Source organism: Propioniciclava sp. MC1683 (assembly GCF_014164675.1).
Taxonomy (GTDB): Bacteria; Actinomycetota; Actinomycetes; order Propionibacteriales; family Propionibacteriaceae; genus Propioniciclava.
This window is the reverse complement of the sequence record NZ_JACJFX010000014.1, coordinates 41,111-59,087: the sequence shown is the minus strand read 5'-3', so window position 1 is coordinate 59,087 and position 17,977 is coordinate 41,111. Positions and strand designations below refer to the sequence as shown.

Sequence of the window (17,977 nt, the reverse complement as noted above, 5' to 3'; positions counted from 1 at the left end):
GCCAGCTCAGGTCAGGTAGCCCTCCCCGATGAGGTCACGCAGCTTGGGGGTCACCTCGACGGCGAGGGCGTCCGGGTCGACGTCGAGGATGTCGGCGACGGCAGCGATGATCTGCCCGGCAGTGAGGTCGCCGTCACAGGCGCCCAGCACGGCTCCGAGCGCGGTGTCGACCTCGACCGCACGGCCGAACCCGTAGCGCTGGCGGTACACGATGTGTTCGGGGTCCTCAACGCCGGGGCGTCCCACGGTTTCGACGTCGACGCGTCCGTCGAGTTCCCAGGCCCGACCCAGGAGTGCCTCGTCGGGAAGGGCTGCCAGCGAAACCCCCGCGATGTGGTCCGCGAACGCCTCCCCGAGGGGCTTGTGCACGGCGTGGGGCCAGGGCTCGATCCGGATGTCGGGGATGGCGCGACCCGCGCGGTGCAGCATCATCCAGCCCATGCCGACGCCCGTGATGCCGAGGGCGGCGAAGTAGTCCAGCCACGCGCGGTAGCGGGGGGCGTACGCGTCGGTGCCGACCAGCCCGGCGTCGTTGAGCCACACCTCGATGTACTCGTACGCGTCGAGGTGCTCGCGCTGCAGGACCAGCGCGTCGCAGCCGGTGGGCTCGACCCAACGGCGCAGGCGGTCGGTCCAGTCCTCGTCGTCGGTGACGGCCCAGTTGCCGAGCACCTGCAGGGTTCCGCCGGGCGCGAGCCGGTCGGCCCCCTCGACGACGACCCGCCGCACGAGCTCGTCGGCGCTCAACAGCCCCTCGCGGTAGACCAGCCGCTCGCCGGTGGGCGGGCTCATGACGTAGGGCGGGTTGGTGACGATGAGGCCGAAGGCCTCGTCGGCGACGGGCTCGTAGAGGGACCCCTCCCGGACGTCGAGGTCGAGCCGGTTGAGCCCCGCGGTCAGGCGCGCCATCGCGACGGCGCGCGGGTTGAGGTCGGTGGCGACCACGTGGCCGGCGTGCCCGGCGAGCAGCAGGCTCTGGATCCCGCAGCCCGTCCCCAGGTCGAGCGCGCGGGCGACCGGGCGACGGATCGTCATCTGCGCCAGCGTCGTCGACGCCGGGGACGCCCCCAGCACGTAGTCGGGCCGCGACCGGCCCAGGCGCCCGTCGAGGATCGGGATCAGGTCGCTGGCGATCCAGCCGGAGAAGTCCACACCGGCACCGGCCGCCGCGTAGGGGCGCACCTCCAGCCCCGCGCGGACGCCGTCGGAGGTGGCCGCCACGATCCCGGCCTCCTCCAGCGGGCCCAGGTCGCCGAGGGCCGCGCCCGCGGCGTCCGGGGAGACGGTGTCGTGGAGCAGGAACATCCGCACCAGCGCCGCCTGCGCGTCGGCCGCGTCGCCCAGGGCGTCGCGTGCCGCGAGCGTCGTGTTGCGCGCGAGCGCATCGGTGGCCTCGGCGCCGAGGCGGTCGGTGACCTCCTCCAGCGTGTAGCCGGCGGAACGCAGGCGGTCGGCGAGGGCGGCGGCGTGGACGCGGTCGAGCATGCGCCCAGCCTGTCAGACGCGCGGCCTACGCTGGTCCCTCGATGGGAGTGAGTGCTGTGTCGGGTTCGGTGCTGGTGCGCGGTGGGCGCGTGGTGGGCGTGGACGAGGGCGGTTCCGTCCCCGCCGACGTGCGCATCCGCGACGGCGTCATCGTCGAGGTCGGGCCCGCCCTGGCCGCGTCGGTCGACGAGGCGGTGTTGGACGCCGCGGGCTCGTTCCTCGTCCCCGGGCTGTGGGACGCCCACGTGCACTTCCTGCAGTGGGTGCGGTCCACCACCTGGGTCGACGTCGCCGGCACCGCCGGCCCCGAGGAGGTCTGCGCGCGGGTCGCCGCGGCGCTGGCCGACCGCGCGGGCGACGACCGGGCGATGGTCGCGTTCGGGTACCGCTCGGCGCCCTGGCCGCGCGTGGGCACCGTCGCCGAACTGGACGCCGTCACCGGCGGTCGCCCCGTCGTCGTCATCGCCGGGGACGCCCACAACGGCTGGCTGAACTCCGCCGCGTTGGCGCACTTCGGCCTCGAGCCACGCACCGACCCCCTGGCCGAGAACGAGTGGTTCGCCATCTTCGGCGCCCTCGCGACCCTGCCCGGCGTCGAGCCCACCGAAGCCGAGGTGGACGCCGCCATCGCCCGGCTCAGCGCGCGCGGCCTCGTGGGCCTGGTCGACCTCGAGTTCGACGCGGCCTTCCGGGCATGGCCCGCGCTCGTCGCCCGGGGCCAGCGGGCGCTACGGGTGCGCGCCGGCGTGTACCCCCACCAGCTCGACGAGGTGCTCGCGGCCGGGTTCCGCACCGGCGAGGGACTGCCCGGCGGTGAGGGGCTCGCCACCATGGGGCCGCTGAAGGTCATCGCCGACGGGTCGATGGGCACCCGCACCGCGTGGTGCTGCGACCCCTACACCGACGGCTCCCCCGGCGACGACCGGGCGGCCGGGGCCCCCAACGTCACGGCGTCCGAGCTCGCCGACCTACTGGGCCGCGCCCACGCGGGCGGCCTGCACGCCGCGGTGCACGCGATCGGCGACCGGGCCAACGCGGTGGCGCTCGACGCGTTCGAGGCGACCGGGGCGTCCGGGTCGGTCGAGCACGCCCAGCTGTTGCGCCGCGAGGACATCGCCCGCTTCGCCGCCCTCGGCGTCACCGCGAGCATGCAGCCCCACCACCTCGTCGCCGACCGCGACACCGCCGAGCGGGTCTGGGCCGACCGCACCGACCGGCTCTACCTCGCCCGGTCGCTGATCGACGCCGGTGCGACGCTGGCGCTGGGGTCGGACGCCCCGGTGTCCCCGCCCGACCCGTGGCTGACGATGGCGACCGCCGTGCACCGCTCGGGCGACGACCGCCCCGGCTGGCACCCCGCCGAGTCCCTCACGCCTCGCGAGGCGCTGGCCGCCTCGGTCGACGGGCGCCGCCTCCGGGTGGGCGACCGCGGCGACCTGGTCGTGCTCGGCGCCGACCCCCTGTGGGAGGGCGACCCCGCCGCCACCCATGCCCACCTGCTGGCCATGCCCGTGCGCGCCACCGTGTGCGCCGGCCGCATCACCCACAGGGCGGGCTGAGGTGGCACTCCCCGACTGGCTGGCCACGGCCGAGCACGTCGCGCACGTCCACCACCGCACGGCGCGGCCCGGGCGTCCCGTGGACTGGCCCGACTGGGTGACCCCCGAGGTGCGCGCGGCCTTCGCGCGGCGCGGCATCGAGCGGCCGTGGGCCCACCAGGTCGCGGCCGCGTCCGCGGCACACACCGGACGGCACGTGGCGATCGCGACCGGCACGGCGTCCGGGAAGTCGCTGGCCTTCCTGTTGCCGGTGCTGGCCGCCCCGCCGCGCTCGACCGCGCTCTACCTGGCCCCGACCAAGGCGCTGGCCCACGACCAGCTGCGCTCGGCCACCGAGCTCGGCATCGACGGCTGGCGGGTGTCGACGCTGGACGGCGACTCCGACCCCGACGAGCGCCGCTACGCCCGCGACTTCGCCTCGTACGTGCTGACCAATCCCGACATGCTGCACCGGTCGATCCTGCCGAACCACGCCCGTTACTCCCGGCTGCTCGGCCGGCTGACCCACGTCGTGGTCGACGAGGCGCACCGCTACAAGGGGGTGTTCGGCGCGCACGTCTCGGCGGTGCTGCGCCGGCTGCGTCGGCTCGCGGCCTCCTACGGGGCGTCGCCGGTGTTCGTCTGCGCGTCGGCGACGATCAGCGAGCCGGACGCCGTGGCCGCCAGCCTCATCGGTGCCGACGACGTGGTGGCCGTGACCGACGACGGATCGCCCGCGCCCGCCCTCGACGTGGTGCTGCTCGAGCCGACCCCCTCCCTCACCGAGACCGCGGCCCGACTGCTGGCCGGCCTCACCGAGGACGGGCAGGCGATCGCCTTCACCACGTCGCGCGTGCAAGCGGAGCTGGTCGCGATCCGGGCGCGGGAGCTGTCCTCGGCGCCCGAGCGGATCGCCGCCTACCGCGGCGGCTACCTCGCCGAGGACCGCCGCGACCTGGAGGCCGCGCTCTCAAGCGGACGGCTGCGGGGGGTGGCGTCCACGAACGCGCTCGAGCTGGGCATCGACATCGCCGGCATGGACGCCGTGGTCACCGCCGGCTTCCCGGGCACCCTGGCCGCCTTCTGGCAGCAGGTCGGCCGCGCCGGCCGGGCCGGGCGCGACGCCATCGCCGTGCTCGCGGCGCGCGAGGACCCGCTCGACGCCTACCTCGTCGCACATCCCGAGCTGCTGTTCGACCGGCCGGTCGAGCGCACGGTGGTACCCACCGACAACGCCTACGTGCTGGGCCCGCACCTGTGCGCCGCGGCCCAGGAGCGGCCGCTGACCGAGGAGGACGCCCAGTGGTTCGGCCCGTCGACGGTCGCGCTGGCCGAGCGGCTGGCCGCCCAGGGCGCGTTGCGGCGCCGCACGCGCGGGTGGTTCTGGACGCACGCCGCACGGGCCGTCGACGCGATCGACCTGCGCTCCATGCAGGGCAAGGCGGTCGAGGTCGTGGAGGCCGCGACGGGCCGCGTGATCGGGCAGGTCGACCCGTCGGCCGCCGACCGGATCCTCCACCCCGAGGCGATCTACGTGCACCAGGGCGAGACGTGGTTCGTCGACGAGCTCGACCTGGGCGACCGGGTGGCGCTGGCGCACCGGTCGAACCCCGACTGGTTCACCCAGGCGCAGTCGGTGGCCTCGGTGCGCGTGCTCGCCGAGACCGCCTCCCGGCCGTTGGGCCTGGGCACCCTGCACGTCGGCTCGGTGGAACTCTCGAACCAGGTGGTCGCCTACCTGCGCCGCGACGCCGAGTCCGGCGAGGTGTGGGACTCCACCCCGCTGGAGTTCCCCGAGCGACGGATGGTCACGCGGGCCACGTGGTGGACCGTCCCCGACCGGGTGCTGGCCTCCCTCGTCGATGTGACCGGGACGGCGCTGCTCGACCTCGGCGGGGCAGCCCACGCCGCGGAGCACTGCGCGATCGGCCTGCTGCCCGCGTTCGTACCCTGCGACCGGTGGGACATCGGAGGGCTGTCGACCGTGCTGCACCCCGACACCGGGGAGCTGACGGTGTTCGTGCACGACGGGCTGCCCGGCGGATCGGGCATCGCCGACCGCGGGTACGAGCTGGCCGAGCCGTGGTGGGGCGCGACCCTGCAACGGCTGCTCCGTTGCCCGTGCGAGGAGGGCTGCCCCGCCTGCGTCGTGTCCCCCAAGTGCGGGAACGGGAACAACCCCCTCGACAAGGCCGGCGCCGCCGGGCTGGTCGCGCTGCTGGTGGGGCCAGGGACCCGTTGAGCCTCCCCGAACGGTGGCCTCCTGGCGTGTACCCTTGCCCGAGTGTCGGAGGGCATGTCCCGCAACTTCCTTGCGCGCTTGTGGCGCTGGTGCGCCATCGTGGTCATGGTGGCGGCGACCAGCGCTGCGATCGTGCTCGCCCTGGAGGCCACGACCGCCAAGTCCTACGGCTGGTGGACCACGGAGTACCTCCTGCGCCTCGGCCCGGACACCCTGCTCCTCAGCACCGCGCTCGTGGCCGTCGTCGTCCTGGGCTGTTCGGCCTGACCGGCCGCCTGCGCTGGGCGGTATCCCTCGCGGCGATGGTGGGCGTCCTGGTGGCGGCGGTGAACCACTTCAAGATTCGCTTCCGGGGCGAGCCCCTGTACCCGTCGGACTTCGCCTACGTCGGCGAGGCCGAACTGCTGATCAGCTCAGTCGGGGTCTGGACGGCCGTGGGAGCCCTCGGCGCTCTCCTCCTGGTGGGAGTCCTGGCCTGGGGCGGGGTCCTGCTGCTCGGCCGCCTCTTGAGGATCCCACCGGCCGCCGGGACCGACGTCCCACGGTGGGTCTGGGCGCTCCGTGCGGGCACCGTGCTCGTCGCCGCCGCCCTCTGCCTCCTCGTGGCCGGATTCAACTCCGCGGGGAACCCCGTCAAGCAGGCCTACGAGCGCGCCGGCGCCGGCTGGGTCGCCTGGAGCCAGAACGAGAACTACCGCCTCAACGGTTTCCTCGGCGGCTTCCTGTTCAACATGCCGTCGGCCCCCATGCCCATGCCCCAGGGGTACACGCGCGAGGTGGTGCTCGAGAGCTACCCACCCGGTGCGGAGCCGCCCCCCGACCTGGAACGGGATCTTCGCCTGTTGCAGTACGACCTCGCCGTGGGGAACGCCTGGGCGACCGACCTCGCCCTCTCCGTCCCCGAACCCTGATCGACGGACCTCCCGCCTACCCCGGAGCCCCCGTCACCACGCCCGCGTTGGCCCGCGCCGGGAACCAGTGGTCGGCACCGGCCAGGCGGAGTGCCGCACGCACCTCGACCGTCACCACGAACTCCACCTCGTCGCCTGAAACTCGGCACGCCACGACCTCGGCGCCGTTGCCCCTGGCCGACGACCGGGCCGCCGCGCACGCGTCCGCGTTGTCGGCCTGCGCCCGCGCCCCGGCCAGGGCGGCCAGGTCCGCCGCCCCACGGACCCGCTCGCCCGTGGCCCGCGCGACCCCGGCCAGCACCAGCAGGGCGGCGACGCCCGCCACGACGAGGACCGCCACCGTCACCAGCAGCGTCGCGCTCCCCCGCTGGTCGCGCTTGCCTCCCCGGGTCACCGCTCCTCCAGGACCTGCGCCCGGGCCACCAGCGGCCAGCTCATCGAGCCCAGCCTCAGGTGCCAGGTCACCTCGACCACGGACGCCCCGCCCTCACGCCGGCCCACCACCTGCGCCCCCGCCGGGGCGTCGGCCGTGGCACGCGCCACCGCGGCCGCGTCACCGCGGGCGGACTGCCGGGCCACCTCGTTCGCCGTCACCTGGCACTGGCCCAGCACGAAGGCCGCCCCGCCGACGAGGATCGCCAACGCCAGCGCCCCCGCCAGGAACAACGTCGCGAAGGCCGTCTCCACGGTCACCATGCCGCGATCACCCCTGTGCATCGGTCCTCCTTCCACGACCCGTGGGGCCGGACGCCGCGCGCCCGGCCCCACAGCCCCTCCCCGGGCCTAGAACTTGATCGGGATCGGCAGCTGGAAGGCGCTGGTGATCCAGCCCAGCAACGCCTTGAACAGCCCGCTCAGGAGCGCCTGGAACGTGTCGGTGTTGATCGCCACGACGATCGCGCCGATGAGCACGATCACCACGATGACGCCGAGCGCGTACTCGACGGTGGCCATGCCGCGCTCGCGCAGCCGGTCACGGGTGGGGAGCGGGGTCGCCTCGACGGGGGCGATGAGCTTGTCGGCCATGGTGCTTCCTTTCGTCACGTGCCGCCCGAGTGCGGCTCGACCCAGACCTTGGGCGTCGGCGCCCGGGCCGGTGCACCGGATTCCGGGCCCTGTGGACAACGCCCGGGGGCGATGCCTGCCTGTGGATGAACTCACGGGAGGAAGGCGGTGACGAGCGAGCCGAACAGGGGCACGACGCCGAGCGCGATGAAGGCGGGGAGGAAGCACACCATCAGCGGCACCACGCTCTTCACGCCGGCGGCCCGCGCGCGCACGAGGTCCTCGGCGGCTGCCTCCCTGCGCGCGTCGGCGGCGTGTTGCCGGAGCAGGCCGGCCAGGCCCAGCCCCGAACGCACCGACCTGGCCAGGTCGCGCCCGACCTCGCGGTACCCCGCCACCGACGACAGCGACGCCCATGCCTCGGCCTCGTCGAGGCCCAGTTCGATCCGCTGCAGCACCCCGCGCAACTCGTCGGCCACCGGCCCCGTCAACACCGAGGCCACGACACGCAGGGCCGTCCGGGTCGGGCGTCCGGCATCGAGGCAGACGGCGAGCAGGTCACACACCTGGGGCACCGAGGCCCGCAGGGCCCGGTCACGGTCCACGGCCGCGCGCCGTGGCAGCACCGCACGGAGCCCGTCCAGCACCCCGGCCGCCCATGCCGACCACCGGTCCCGCCGCTCGGGCCCCAGCCGGGCCAGCGACGGCACCGGCACCGCCCACCACACCGCCAACGCCGCCGCGACGGCCGCCAGCCCCACCATCACCGGCCGCCCGAACGCTCGGCCACGGTGTCGATCCACACCACGCCGGCACAGGCCAGGGCGACGCCCACCTCCAGGGACGCCCACCCCAGCGGGGACGCCGTGAGGAACGCCACCGGGTCCCCGCCCAATGCGAAGCCCAGACCCAACCCGACCAGCGGCAGGCCCGCCATCACCCGCCCACCCAGCCTGGCCGCCGACAGCTCGGCGTCGACCACCCGGGCCACGTCCTGCTCCGCCGCCAGCCGGGCGGCCGCCGCGTCGACGGCCCCCACCAGGGACGCCCCGGTCCGCACCGAGACCTCCCAGGCGGCCGCTAGGTCCGACAGCCCCTCGTGGCCGGCCGGCCCGAGCGAGCGGCGCAACGCCGCCGGCACCTCGCCGCCCGCACTGAACTCGGCCGCGGCAACCTGCAACACGGGGGCATCCTGGGCCGCCTCGACCAGGGCCGTGCCCGGCACGCGCCCGACGCGCAGGAGCCCCGCCACCAGCTCGCCGGCGTGGACCACCTCCGCCCGCCGCCGGGCTCGGGCCGCCCGCGCCGCGCGCCGGACGGCCAGCAGCACCACGCAGCCCACAACCTGGGCGACCGCGAGCGCGACCGCCGCTCCCCACGGCCCGCCGAGCACCCCGGCCGCCACGACGACGGCCGCCGTCGCGAGCGCCGCCAGCCCGACCCGCGGAGCCGCACGCCGGGGCCGCACCACGGCCGGCCGGCTCGCCAGGCGCCCCAGGCCCTCGGACGCCCCGGGCACCAGCCACCACGCCGCCAGCCCCGCGCACAGGGCGGCCACCCACGCCATCACGGCAGCCACCCCGCCACCCGGGGCCACGCCGGCCCGCGTTCCTCGCGCCCGTCGGCCGTCCAGGACACGGCCGGGGTGGCGGTGACCAGCCCGTCGGTGCCGGCCGCCAGGACGGCGACCTGTTCCACGAAGCGCCGGCCCGACCGGTCCCGCCGCACGTGCACGACCGCATCGAGGCCCGCCGCGGCCTGCGCGTGCAGGGCGTGCCGGGACAACCCGCCCAGCGCCCCGAGCGCCTCCAGCCGGGCGGGCACCGCGCCCGCGCTGTTGGCGTGCACCGTGCCGCACCCGCCCTCGTGCCCGGTGTTGAGGGCCGCGAGCAGGTCGGCGAGCTCGGCGCCGCGGACCTCGCCGACGACCAGCCGGTCGGGGCGCATGCGCAGCGCGTTGCGGACGAGGTCGGTCAGCGTCACCGACCCGACCCGCTCGGCGTTCGCCGTGCGGCCCTCGAGGTGCACCACGTGGGGGTGGTCGGGCGCGAGCTCGCGGGAGTCCTCGACCACGACGATCCGCTCGTCGGCCGGCACCTCCCCCAGCATCGTGGCGAGCAAGGTCGTCTTGCCCGACCCCGTCCCGCCCGAGACCAGGCAGGCGGCGCGGCCGGCCACCATGCCCCGCACCAGGTCGGCCCCCAGCGGCGTGAGGGATCCCCGCGCCACCCAGTCGTCCAGCGTCAGGCGCACGCGCGCCGGCACGCGCAGCGACACGCAGGTACGGCCGGCGATGCAGGCCAGCACGGCGTGCACGCGGGTGCCGTCGGGCAGGCGCGCGTCCACGAAGGGCGAGGCATCGTCCAGGCGGCGACCCACCAGTGCCGCAAGCCGCACCGCCAGCCGGCGCACGGCCTCGTCGTCGGCGAACCGCACCCCGCACAGCTCGAGGCCCCGCCCGCGGTCGAGCCACACCTCCTCGGGGCCGTTGACCAGCACGTCCGTCACCCCGGGCAGGCGCAGCAGCTCGTCGAGCGGCCCGGCCCCCTCCGACTCGCGGCGCAGCGCGTCCACCGTGTCCAGCACCGAGGTGTCGCTGACGACGTAGCCCAGCCAGCCGAGCGCCTCGGCCACCTCGGCCGGCCGCGCCACCTGCCCCAGGGCGCTCAGCCGGGCCCGCACCTCGTCCAGGTCAACCGACATCGCTCGCCTCCTGCCACACCCGGTCGAGCACCCGAGCCACGGCCCTCCCCCAGCGGGAGCGCCCGCACCCCGGCTGCTCGCCCGCCTCGGCGTCGGCGGCCACGCGACGGTCGGTCGGCACGTCCCCCCAGCAGGGCAGCCCCACGGCGTCGGCGACGACCGTGGCGGGCGGCCCGCCGGGGGCGCGGCGCACGACCACGCCCGCACCGCTCCCCTCCAGACCGGCCGCGACCCGCGCCGCGGCGGCCACGGCCCGCACGCCGCCGCCGGCCAGCAGGACCGTCGCCTCGGCGCCCCGCACCGCCTGCCGCACGGCGGGGAGCGGGACGCGACCGGGATCCAGCAGCACGAGCTCGTGGTGGCGGCCCAGCGAGCCCAGGACCGCACGCACCGACTCGACCGTGAGCGCCCCTTCGTCCGGCCCCCGCCCCATGGCGACCACCGTGACGCCCTCGACGACGGGCAGCACGCCCCGCACGTCGCCGACCTCGCCGCGCGCCCCGAGCAGGCGCGGCCAGCGCCACCCCGGCGCCCGTTCCGCACCCAGCACCAGGTCGAGGCCGCCGCCCAGCGGGTCGAGGTCCACCAGCGCACAGGTCAGGCCGCGGCGCACCGCGGCCAGGGCCAGCCCCGCCGCCAGCGTGGACGCCCCCACCCCGCCGGACCCGCCCACGACCGCCACCGTCCGGGAGTCCGGCCCCGCGTCGGCGGCCAGCACACCGCCCAGCCAGGCCGAGCCCTGCGGCAACGGGATCACCTCCGCCCCCAGCGGCATCGACCACGTGCCCAGCTCGACCGGGTCGAACCCGACCAGATAGACGTGCGGTCGCCGGTGGGGGCCGGTCGAGGCGAGGGCCGCGGCCCGATCGCCCCCGACCAGCACGATCCGCGCGGACGGCCAGCGCGCCAGGGCGCCGTCCACGTCCACGACGCGCACGCGCAACCCCAGCGCCGCGGCGGTCGCCTCCACGGCGTCCCGCAGCGGCCCGTCGGCGGTCACCAGCAGCACCTCGTCGTCCCTGTCCACGCCCGGACCTTGGGCCGCGACGCCCGACCCCGCGCACCCGATCCGACCGCTGTGGACAAGTCGTGGCGTCCATCCACAGCCGCCGACACCCCTTGACATACGATCGGGCCCATGACCGCTTCCACCCAGCCCGCGTTCCCGCAGGCCGCGCTCGAGTGGCTGGCCGCGGCGTCCGACGGTCACCCCCTGCCCACCCCGCGCGTGCTGCTGCTCGGCCGGTCCGCGGCCCCCCTGGGTGCCGCCCTCACCCGGACCGGCGCGGACCTGGTGGCCTGCGACACGAGCCGGGCCGGCGTCCGGGCCCTGCTGAACCGCGCCCCGCGCGCCCTGCCCACGGTGGCGGCGGCGGAGCACCTCCCGTTCGCGGCGATGGCGTTCGACGTCGTCCACGTCCACCAGTCGCTGCACGACCTCGCCGAGGGCGCGCTGGCCTCCATCGCCCGCGCCCTCGCCCCGCACGGGCACCTCGCGGTCAGCTACACGGTGCGCGACGACTCGGTCCCGTGGGTGCGCCGGCTCACCGCCCTCCTGCGCGACGTCGACCCGCAGGCCATGGCGGGCGCCTACGGCACCGAGAGCATCGACCGGCTCGAGGGGTCCACCTTCTTCGGCGAGGTCGAGCAACGCAGCCACCGACTCTGGGTGCCCATCAGCCGGGTCGACCTGCTCGGCATGGTGGCGCGCCGGTTCCCCGACCTGGAGCAGGACCGGCTGAGCCGGCTCATGGCGGACGTGGGCGAGCTCTACGAGTCGTCAGCGCGCGTCCCCGAGCCGCTGCTGCTGCCCTATCGCGTGGCCTGCTGGCGCGCCCGCGTCGACCACTCCGAGTTCACCTCGCAACTGGACGCCCCCACGGAAGGCCTGCGCATCCGATTGTGACGCCCGCTAGCATGACCGGTAGCCGACGGGGAGGAAGTGGAATGGCAGAGCCGCAGATCGGTGAGGTCATCAAGGACATCACCGCGGACGTCCAGACCATCATCAAGGGCGAGATCGAACTCGCCAAGGCCGAGATGATGCCGCAGGTCAAGCGCGCCGGCATCGGGGCGGGCATGTTCGGAGCCGCCGGCTACTTCGCGATCCAGGCCGCGACCCTGCTCTTCATCTGCGGCGGCCTCGCGCTGAGCGCGCTCTACCAGGGCGTCGTCCCGATCATCTGGGCGTTCACCCTGGGCTTCCTGACGATGGCCGTGATCCTGTTGGTCGTCGCCGGCATCCTCGTGCTCATCGGCAAGAACAAGGTCAAGGTCAGCGCCCCCGAGCGCACGATCGCCGAGGCCAACCGCAGCATCGAGGCCGTCACCGGGGCGGTCGACCAGGCCAACGCCAACGTGCGCGCCATCGTCGCCGGCGCGCCGCGCACCACGCCCGAGGTCAGGCCCTGAGCCGGTAGACCCGCGCGTCCCACGGCGCCAGGGTCTGGAGGTCGGTCCCGGGGTGGACCGACGCCACCAGCAGTTCCGCGTCCTCGATCGAGGGCAGCTCGGCCATGGGCACCCTCGCGGCGTGCGAGGACATGTTCGCCACCACCAGCAGCCGCTCGTCGCCGAGCGTGCGCGTGAACACCCACAGCTTCTCGTCCTCGGGCAGCAGCAGCTCGAACGCGCCCATGCGCACGACCTCCAGCTCGCGCCGCAGCGCGATCAGCCGCCGGTAGTGGGCGTACACGCCGTCGGGGTCGGCCACGTCGTCGGCCACGTTGACGGACGCCGTGGTGGCGTTGAGCGGGAGCCACGGCGTCCCGGTCGTGAAGCCGCCCTCGGGCGTCCAGGGCATCGGCGTCCGGGCGTTGTCGCGCCCCATCGCTCCCAGCCCGGCGAGCACCTGCTCCTCCGGGACCCCGGCCTCGAGCGCCTGCCGGTGCAAGCCCACGGCCTCGATGTCGCGGTACTGGTCGATCCGGGTGAACCCGGCGTTCGTCATGCCGATCTCCTGACCCTGGTAGACGTACGGCGTCCCCTGGTGCAGGTGCAGCACCGTCGCGAGTGCCTTCGCCGAGGCCACCCGGTGCTCGGGTGAGTCGTCGCCGAACCGGCTGACCGACCGGGGCTGGTCGTGGTTCTCGAAGTACAGCGAGTTCCAGCCGTCCTCGGCGAGGCCCTCCTGCCAGCGGGCGAGGTTCTTCTTCAGGTCGGGCAGGTGCAGCGGGATCGGGGTGAGCTTGCCCCCCGCGTGGTCGAGCGAGACGTGCTCGAAGGTGAACACCATGCCGAGCCGGTCGTGCTCGCGCGCGGTGTACTCGCGGGCGTGCTCGAGGTCGCAGGCGACCATCTCGCCCACCGTGAACAGGCGCTTCTCGGTGATGCCGACCTCGCGGTTCATCTCCTCGAGGAACTCCACCAGGCGCGGGCCGTTGGCCACGCGCTCGATCTCGAAGCTGTAGGGGTCGCCCGGGTTCACGGCGCCGTCGGCGAGCGGGTGGGTCTTGCTGATCAGGTTGATCACGTCCATGCGGAAGCCGTCGACGCCCCGGTCGACCCACCAGCGCATCATCGCGTACACGGCCTGCCGGACCTCGGGGTTCTCCCAGTTGAGGTCGGGCTGCTTGCGGCTGAACAGGTGCAGGTAGTACTCCCCCGACGCCTCGTCGAACGCCCAGCCCGAGCCGCCGAAGAACGAGCCCCAGTTGGTGGGCTCGGCCCCGGGCGTGCCCGGCTCGAACCCGTCCCGCGCGGGGCGCCAGAAGTACCAGTCCCGCTTCGGCGAGGCCGGGTCGCGGGACTCGACGAACCACGCGTGCTCGTCGGAGGTGTGGTTCACCACCAGGTCCATCACGAGCTTCATCCCGCGCGCGTGGACGGCCTCGGTCAGCTCGTCGACGTCGGCCAGCGTGCCGAACATCGGGTCGATCGCCTGGTAGTCGGCGATGTCGTAGCCGTTGTCGTCCTGGGGGGAGGCGAAGATCGGCGAGAGCCACACCACGTCGACGCCGAGCCCGGCGATGTGGTCGAGGTGGTCGATGATGCCCCGGACGTCGCCGTACCCGTCCCCGTCGCTGTCGGCGAAGGAGCGTGGGTACACCTGGTAGACGACGGAGCTGGACCACCACGGAGTCGACGGGTTCATGACGCCATCTTGGTGTTCCGCGACGAAAATAGCCAGTGACAAGGCCCACCACGCGGGCATGACACAATCACGGGGACACGTCCCCCTGCAGGAGGTCCGCCACGTCCCGCCGCCAGCCCCGCACCCGGTCCACGTTCCGGGTCACCGGCGTGCAGTACCACGCACCGCGCAACGACCTCGCGGGGTCGCTCGCGCTGGGGCAGCGGATCGTGCGGGAGGCGGCGGCCGCTGGGGCCGACCTGGTCCTGTTCCCCGAGATGTGGTCCACGGGCTACGCGCTCCCGATCGACACGTCGTTCGCCACCCCGGTCGACGGGCCGTGGGTGGCCGGCTTCCGCGAGACGGCCGCCGAGCTGGGCGTGGGGGTCGCCGTCAGCCTCCTGGCCGAGCACCCGGGCGGGCCGACGAACACCACCCTGGTCATCGGACGCCGGGGCGAGCTCCTGCTCCGCCACGACAAGGTGCACACCCTGCGCTACGACGCCGAGGCGGCGCTGACCGCCGGGACGGGGTTCGCGACCGCCACCTTCGACGGCGTCGAACTGGGGGTGATGACCTGCTTCGACCGCGAGTTCCCCGAGAGCGCCCGCGAGTTGATGCTGGCCGGCGCCGAGGTCGTGCTCGTGCCCAACGCGACCGCGTGGAACCCCGTGCGCGCCCACCAGCTCGAGGCGCGCGCCTTCGAGAACATGATCGCGATCGCCTCGTCGAACTATCCCGGCGACGGGTGGGGCCAGTCCTCGGCCTACACCCCGATCGTGTTCGACCTGGACGGACGCCCCCTCGACCCGCTGCTCGCCAAGGCCGACGCGCGCCCGCAACTGGTGCCGTTCCGGTTCGACATGGAGGCCATCCGCGACTGGCGGGAGCGGGAGGTCTGGGGGGCGAGCCACCGGCGTCCGGACGCCTACACGCGCCTCGCCTGAGCCCGGCTCACTGGCCGGTGTCGAGCCCCGCCCGGTGCAGGAACCGCTCGGGGACCAGCTCCATGCGGCGGGGGTCCCACGGCCGGGACCAGCCGGCGAGGTCCAGCAGCCCGTCGATGAGGTGGCCGGTGAAGCCCCAGATGAACAGCTCGCCGACGACGAACGCCGGCCCCTGGTAGCCCATGGGCAGGCGCCACGTGAGCCGGTTCGCCGGGTCGACGAGGTCGCCCACGCTGATGGTGTGCACCGCACCGATCTCGACGGTGTCGACGACCTCGAGCGGGTGCGGCTCGCGCCACCACGCGATCACCGGGGTGACGTCGTAGCCCGTCACCGCCACGTGCGCCGGCGGCAGGACCCCGAGCAGCTCGACGGTAGCCGCGTCGATGCCCACCTCCTCGCGGGCCTCGCGCAGGGCGGCCGCCTCGCTCGAGGGGTCGGACTCCTCCACGCCTCCGCCCGGGAACGCGCACTGGCCGGCGTGCTTGCGCAGGGTGGCCGACTTCTCGATGAGCACCAGGTCGAGGTCCTCGGGTCGGGCCCGCTCGGGCCCCGAGAACAGGATCAGCACCGCGGCCTTGCGGCCCCGGCGCGCGGGGCGTCCGCGCACGACGCGCGCGCCCCCGCCGGGCTCGGCGAGCCTCACGGCGAGGTCGGACAGGACGGTCGGGATGCGGGTCACACGCCCACCCCCAGGTGCTCCTGCGCGCCGTCGACGAGCTGCTGGGTCGAGGTGATGCCTCCGACCTCGCGGTACGCGATGCGACCGTCGGCGTCGACGTAGAGGGTGATGGGGATGCCCTGGAACCGAAGCGGGCCCGCCGTGCGCTTCAGCGGGTCGGTGGCGTGCGGGTAGGTCCAACCGGCCATCGCGGCGAACTCCAGCGCCAGCGCGGGGTCGGGGTCGGCGTAGTCGATGCCCAGGACGAGGACGTCGTCTCCGGCGCGCGCGGCGAACTCCTTCAGGAAGGGTGCCTCCAGCCGGCAGGGGGCGCACCACTGGGCCCAGATGTTGACCACCATCGGGGTACCGCGGAGCGCGGCGAGGTTCACCTGCCGCCCCGAGCCGAGGCAGCCGAGCAGCAGGTCGGGCAGGCCGTCGGCCACCGGCGCGGCCTCCGCCGGGGTCTCGGGGCAGTCCGCGATCCCGGCCGCCTCGCGCTGGGCGACCAACCCTGGGTCGACCCGCACCGCGGGCGCCGGGTCGCTGGACACCCCGCAGCCGGCGAGCAGCGCGGACGCGGCCAGGAAGGCCACGACCCTCCTCATGCGCGCGGCTCCCGGACGAGTTTCGCCGCCACCTCGGGGTCGGTCGGGCCCTCGCCGTACGCGGGGCACAGGCCGGCCAACGGGCAGGCACCGCACGCGGGGCGCCGCGCGTGGCAGCGGCGTCGGCCGTGCCAGATGACGCGGTGGCAGAGCATGACCCAGTCGGCGGGGTCGAACAGGTCGCCGACCGCCCGCTCGACGGCGTCGGGGTTCTTCGAGGAGACCCAGCCGAAGCGGTTCGACAGTCGGACGACGTGGGTGTCGGGCGTGATGCCGGGCACCCCGAAGGCGTTGCCGAGCACCACGTTGGCGGTCTTGCGGCCCACGCCGGGCAGGGTCACCAGCTCGGACAGCGTGCCGGGCACCTCGCCGCCGAACTTGTCGACCAGTGCGGCGCCGAGGCCGATCAGGTGGCCCGTCTTGGCGCGGAAGAAGCCCGTGGGCCGGATCAGCTCCTCCATCTCGGCCGGGTCCGCGGTGGCGTAGGCCGCGGCGTCCGGGTACCGCGCGAAGAGCGCGGGCGTCACCGCGTTGACGCGGCGGTCGGTCGACTGGGCCGAGAGGACGGTGGCGACGAGCAGCTCCAGCGGGGAGGTGAAGTCGAGCTCGCACCGGGCCTCGGGGTAGAGCTCGGCGAGGGCGGCGTCGATCGCCTGGGGCTGCTGCATGGGCTCAGGCGGGCTCGACCGTCAGCTCGACCTCGACGGGGGCGTCCAGCGGCAGCACCGGCACCCCGACCGCGCTGCGCACGTGCTGGCCGGCATCGCCGAAGACCGCGACGAACAGCTGGCTGGCGCCGTTGGCGACCTGCGGCTGGCCGGTGAAGTCAGGCGTGCACGCCACGAAGACGGTGGCCTTCACGATGCGGGCGATGCTGTCGAGCCCCCCGGTCACGGACGCCGCCGCGGCCAGGGCGTTGAGGGCCGCGGTCCGCGCGGCGTCGGCGGCCTGCTCCAGCGTCAGGTCGGCTCCCACCTTGCCGGTGGCGACGAGCGTGCCCGCGACGGTGGGCAGCTGGCCCGAGGTCATCACCAGGCCGGCGGAAGCCGTGGCCGGGACGTAGGCGGCCACGGGGGCGGCGACGGGCGGGAGCTCGAGGCCCAGTTCGGCCAGGCGCTGGGAGGGGGTGGTCACTGGGCCTCCGGCAGCGGGCGCTTGAAGTAGGCCACCACGTTCTGCGGGTTGGGGCCGGGCACGATGGAGACGAGTTCCCAGCCGTCGGCGCCCCAGTTGTCGAGGATCTGCTTGGTCGCGTGCACCAGGACCGGTGCGGTGGCGTATTCCCACTTGGTCATGGGCACACCCTACCCATCGGGGGTGTCGGGGTCAGTCGTCCTTCTTCTTGCCGCAGAGCACCGACTGCCACGACGAGATGTCGGTGCGCTGGCGGAGCAACTGGCGGCGCTCACGCTCGGTCATGCCACCCCACACGCCCCACTCGATGCGATTGTCGAGGGCTTCGGCGAGGCACTGGGAACGGACGGAGCAGCCCATGCAGACCGCACGCGCACGCTTCTGGTCGGCGCCCTCGGGGAACAGCTTGTCCTGCATCCCGCGGCACTTCGCCTGCAGCGTCCAGTCGTCGGTCTCGATGAGCGTCATTGCCCGACCTTCTTCCCTTGCCACACGGGGTGACCCTCACCGCGTCACAACATGGTAGAGGGAGGTGTGCAACTTTCACAACGGTGTTGCCGCCAACTGCCATCGTCGCAGCCGCCCCGCGAGGGCGCTCGCGGGGCTTGACAGGTTGATCACGTACTCTGGACCCCATGCGTGCGCCAACCGTGGGTCGCAAACTGTATTCG

General features: G+C 74.6%; 22 protein-coding genes. 7 read left to right on the top strand and 15 right to left on the bottom strand.

Annotation, left to right across the window (positions count from 1 at the left end; translation table 11 throughout):
* Positions 1 to 6: 6 nt before the first annotated feature.
* Positions 7 to 1,485 carry a methyltransferase gene (locus H5397_RS10155; protein ID WP_182817147.1) on the bottom strand — a complete coding sequence of 493 codons (1,479 nt, stop codon included), beginning with the start codon at positions 1,483 to 1,485 and terminating at the stop codon, positions 7 to 9.
* Positions 1,486 to 1,526: 41 nt separating this feature from the next.
* Between H5397_RS10155 and H5397_RS10150 the strand changes: the two genes are divergently transcribed.
* The 4 genes from H5397_RS10150 to H5397_RS10135 are packed head-to-tail and all read left to right on the top strand — an operon-like array spanning position 1,527 to position 6,176.
* Positions 1,527 to 3,044, top strand: a complete 1,518-nt coding sequence (locus H5397_RS10150) for an amidohydrolase (protein ID WP_182817145.1) — start codon at positions 1,527 to 1,529, stop codon at positions 3,042 to 3,044.
* 1 nt (position 3,045) lies between these two features.
* A complete protein-coding gene (locus H5397_RS10145; RefSeq protein ID WP_309224330.1) occupies positions 3,046 to 5,265 on the top strand; it encodes a DEAD/DEAH box helicase in 2,220 nt (739 codons plus the stop codon).
* A 54-nt stretch (positions 5,266 to 5,319) separates the two neighbouring features.
* Positions 5,320 to 5,532, top strand: coding sequence for a hypothetical protein (locus H5397_RS10140; protein ID WP_220492170.1), 213 nt, complete (start codon positions 5,320 to 5,322; stop codon positions 5,530 to 5,532).
* 35 nt (positions 5,533 to 5,567) lie between these two features.
* Positions 5,568 to 6,176: a hypothetical protein gene (locus H5397_RS10135; RefSeq protein ID WP_182817139.1), complete on the top strand. Its 609-nt coding sequence runs from the start codon at positions 5,568 to 5,570 to the stop codon at positions 6,174 to 6,176.
* Positions 6,177 to 6,192: 16 nt separating this feature from the next.
* Here H5397_RS10135 and H5397_RS10130 read toward each other — a convergent pair whose 3' ends face one another.
* From H5397_RS10130 to ssd, 7 genes are all read right to left on the bottom strand, one after another.
* Entirely contained in the window at positions 6,193 to 6,570 is a 378-nt protein-coding gene (locus H5397_RS10130; protein WP_182817137.1) for an Rv3654c family TadE-like protein, read from the bottom strand.
* Positions 6,567 to 6,893: a hypothetical protein gene (locus tag H5397_RS10125; protein WP_182817135.1), complete on the bottom strand. Its 327-nt coding sequence runs from the start codon at positions 6,891 to 6,893 to the stop codon at positions 6,567 to 6,569. Before H5397_RS10125 ends, H5397_RS10130 begins: the two co-directional genes overlap by 4 nt.
* Before the next feature lie 66 nt (positions 6,894 to 6,959).
* Positions 6,960 to 7,202: a DUF4244 domain-containing protein gene (locus H5397_RS10120; protein ID WP_182817133.1), complete on the bottom strand. Its 243-nt coding sequence runs from the start codon at positions 7,200 to 7,202 to the stop codon at positions 6,960 to 6,962.
* A 131-nt stretch (positions 7,203 to 7,333) separates the two neighbouring features.
* Positions 7,334 to 7,945, bottom strand: coding sequence for a type II secretion system F family protein (locus tag H5397_RS10115; protein WP_182817131.1), 612 nt, complete (start codon positions 7,943 to 7,945; stop codon positions 7,334 to 7,336).
* Entirely contained in the window at positions 7,945 to 8,760 is an 816-nt protein-coding gene (locus tag H5397_RS10110; RefSeq protein ID WP_182817130.1) for a type II secretion system F family protein, read from the bottom strand. The genes H5397_RS10115 and H5397_RS10110 overlap by 1 nt, the downstream gene beginning before the upstream one ends.
* Entirely contained in the window at positions 8,748 to 9,884 is a 1,137-nt protein-coding gene (locus H5397_RS10105; protein WP_182817128.1) for a TadA family conjugal transfer-associated ATPase, read from the bottom strand. Before H5397_RS10105 ends, H5397_RS10110 begins: the two co-directional genes overlap by 13 nt.
* On the bottom strand, positions 9,874 to 10,911 hold the full coding sequence (gene ssd / locus H5397_RS10100; RefSeq protein WP_182817126.1) for a septum site-determining protein Ssd: 1,038 nt from the start codon (positions 10,909 to 10,911) through the stop codon (positions 9,874 to 9,876). Before ssd ends, H5397_RS10105 begins: the two co-directional genes overlap by 11 nt.
* 111 nt (positions 10,912 to 11,022) lie before the next feature.
* Here ssd and H5397_RS10095 point away from each other — a divergent pair, with 111 nt between their 5' ends.
* Both H5397_RS10095 and H5397_RS10090 read left to right on the top strand, forming a co-directional pair.
* Positions 11,023 to 11,790, top strand: coding sequence for a class I SAM-dependent methyltransferase (locus H5397_RS10095; protein ID WP_182817124.1), 768 nt, complete (start codon positions 11,023 to 11,025; stop codon positions 11,788 to 11,790).
* Positions 11,791 to 11,831: 41 nt separating this feature from the next.
* A complete protein-coding gene (locus H5397_RS10090; protein WP_182817122.1) occupies positions 11,832 to 12,296 on the top strand; it encodes a phage holin family protein in 465 nt (154 codons plus the stop codon).
* On the opposite strand, the gene H5397_RS10085 is transcribed toward H5397_RS10090, so the two are convergent.
* Entirely contained in the window at positions 12,286 to 13,977 is a 1,692-nt protein-coding gene (locus H5397_RS10085; protein ID WP_182817120.1) for an alpha-glucosidase, read from the bottom strand. The two genes, H5397_RS10090 and H5397_RS10085, sit on opposite strands and share 11 nt — an antisense overlap.
* Before the next feature lie 149 nt (positions 13,978 to 14,126).
* On the opposite strand from H5397_RS10085, the gene H5397_RS10080 reads away from it, so the two are divergent.
* A complete protein-coding gene (locus H5397_RS10080; RefSeq protein WP_182817118.1) occupies positions 14,127 to 14,903 on the top strand; it encodes a carbon-nitrogen hydrolase family protein in 777 nt (258 codons plus the stop codon).
* A 7-nt stretch (positions 14,904 to 14,910) separates the two neighbouring features.
* Here H5397_RS10080 and H5397_RS10075 read toward each other — a convergent pair whose 3' ends face one another.
* The 6 genes from H5397_RS10075 to H5397_RS10050 are packed head-to-tail and all read right to left on the bottom strand — an operon-like array spanning position 14,911 to position 17,723.
* Entirely contained in the window at positions 14,911 to 15,585 is a 675-nt protein-coding gene (locus H5397_RS10075; protein ID WP_182817116.1) for a CoA pyrophosphatase, read from the bottom strand.
* Positions 15,582 to 16,172, bottom strand: a complete 591-nt coding sequence (locus H5397_RS10070) for a TlpA disulfide reductase family protein (protein ID WP_220492169.1) — start codon at positions 16,170 to 16,172, stop codon at positions 15,582 to 15,584. The genes H5397_RS10075 and H5397_RS10070 overlap by 4 nt, the downstream gene beginning before the upstream one ends.
* Entirely contained in the window at positions 16,169 to 16,840 is a 672-nt protein-coding gene (gene nth / locus H5397_RS10065) for an endonuclease III (RefSeq protein WP_182817115.1), read from the bottom strand. The genes H5397_RS10070 and nth overlap by 4 nt, the downstream gene beginning before the upstream one ends.
* A 4-nt stretch (positions 16,841 to 16,844) precedes the next feature.
* On the bottom strand, positions 16,845 to 17,306 hold the full coding sequence (locus tag H5397_RS10060; protein WP_182817113.1) for a RidA family protein: 462 nt from the start codon (positions 17,304 to 17,306) through the stop codon (positions 16,845 to 16,847).
* A complete protein-coding gene (locus tag H5397_RS10055; protein WP_182817111.1) occupies positions 17,303 to 17,467 on the bottom strand; it encodes a DUF4177 domain-containing protein in 165 nt (54 codons plus the stop codon). Before H5397_RS10055 ends, H5397_RS10060 begins: the two co-directional genes overlap by 4 nt.
* Positions 17,468 to 17,498: 31 nt before the next feature.
* Positions 17,499 to 17,723: a WhiB family transcriptional regulator gene (locus H5397_RS10050; RefSeq protein WP_375539360.1), complete on the bottom strand. Its 225-nt coding sequence runs from the start codon at positions 17,721 to 17,723 to the stop codon at positions 17,499 to 17,501.
* Positions 17,724 to 17,977: the final 254 nt, after the last annotated feature.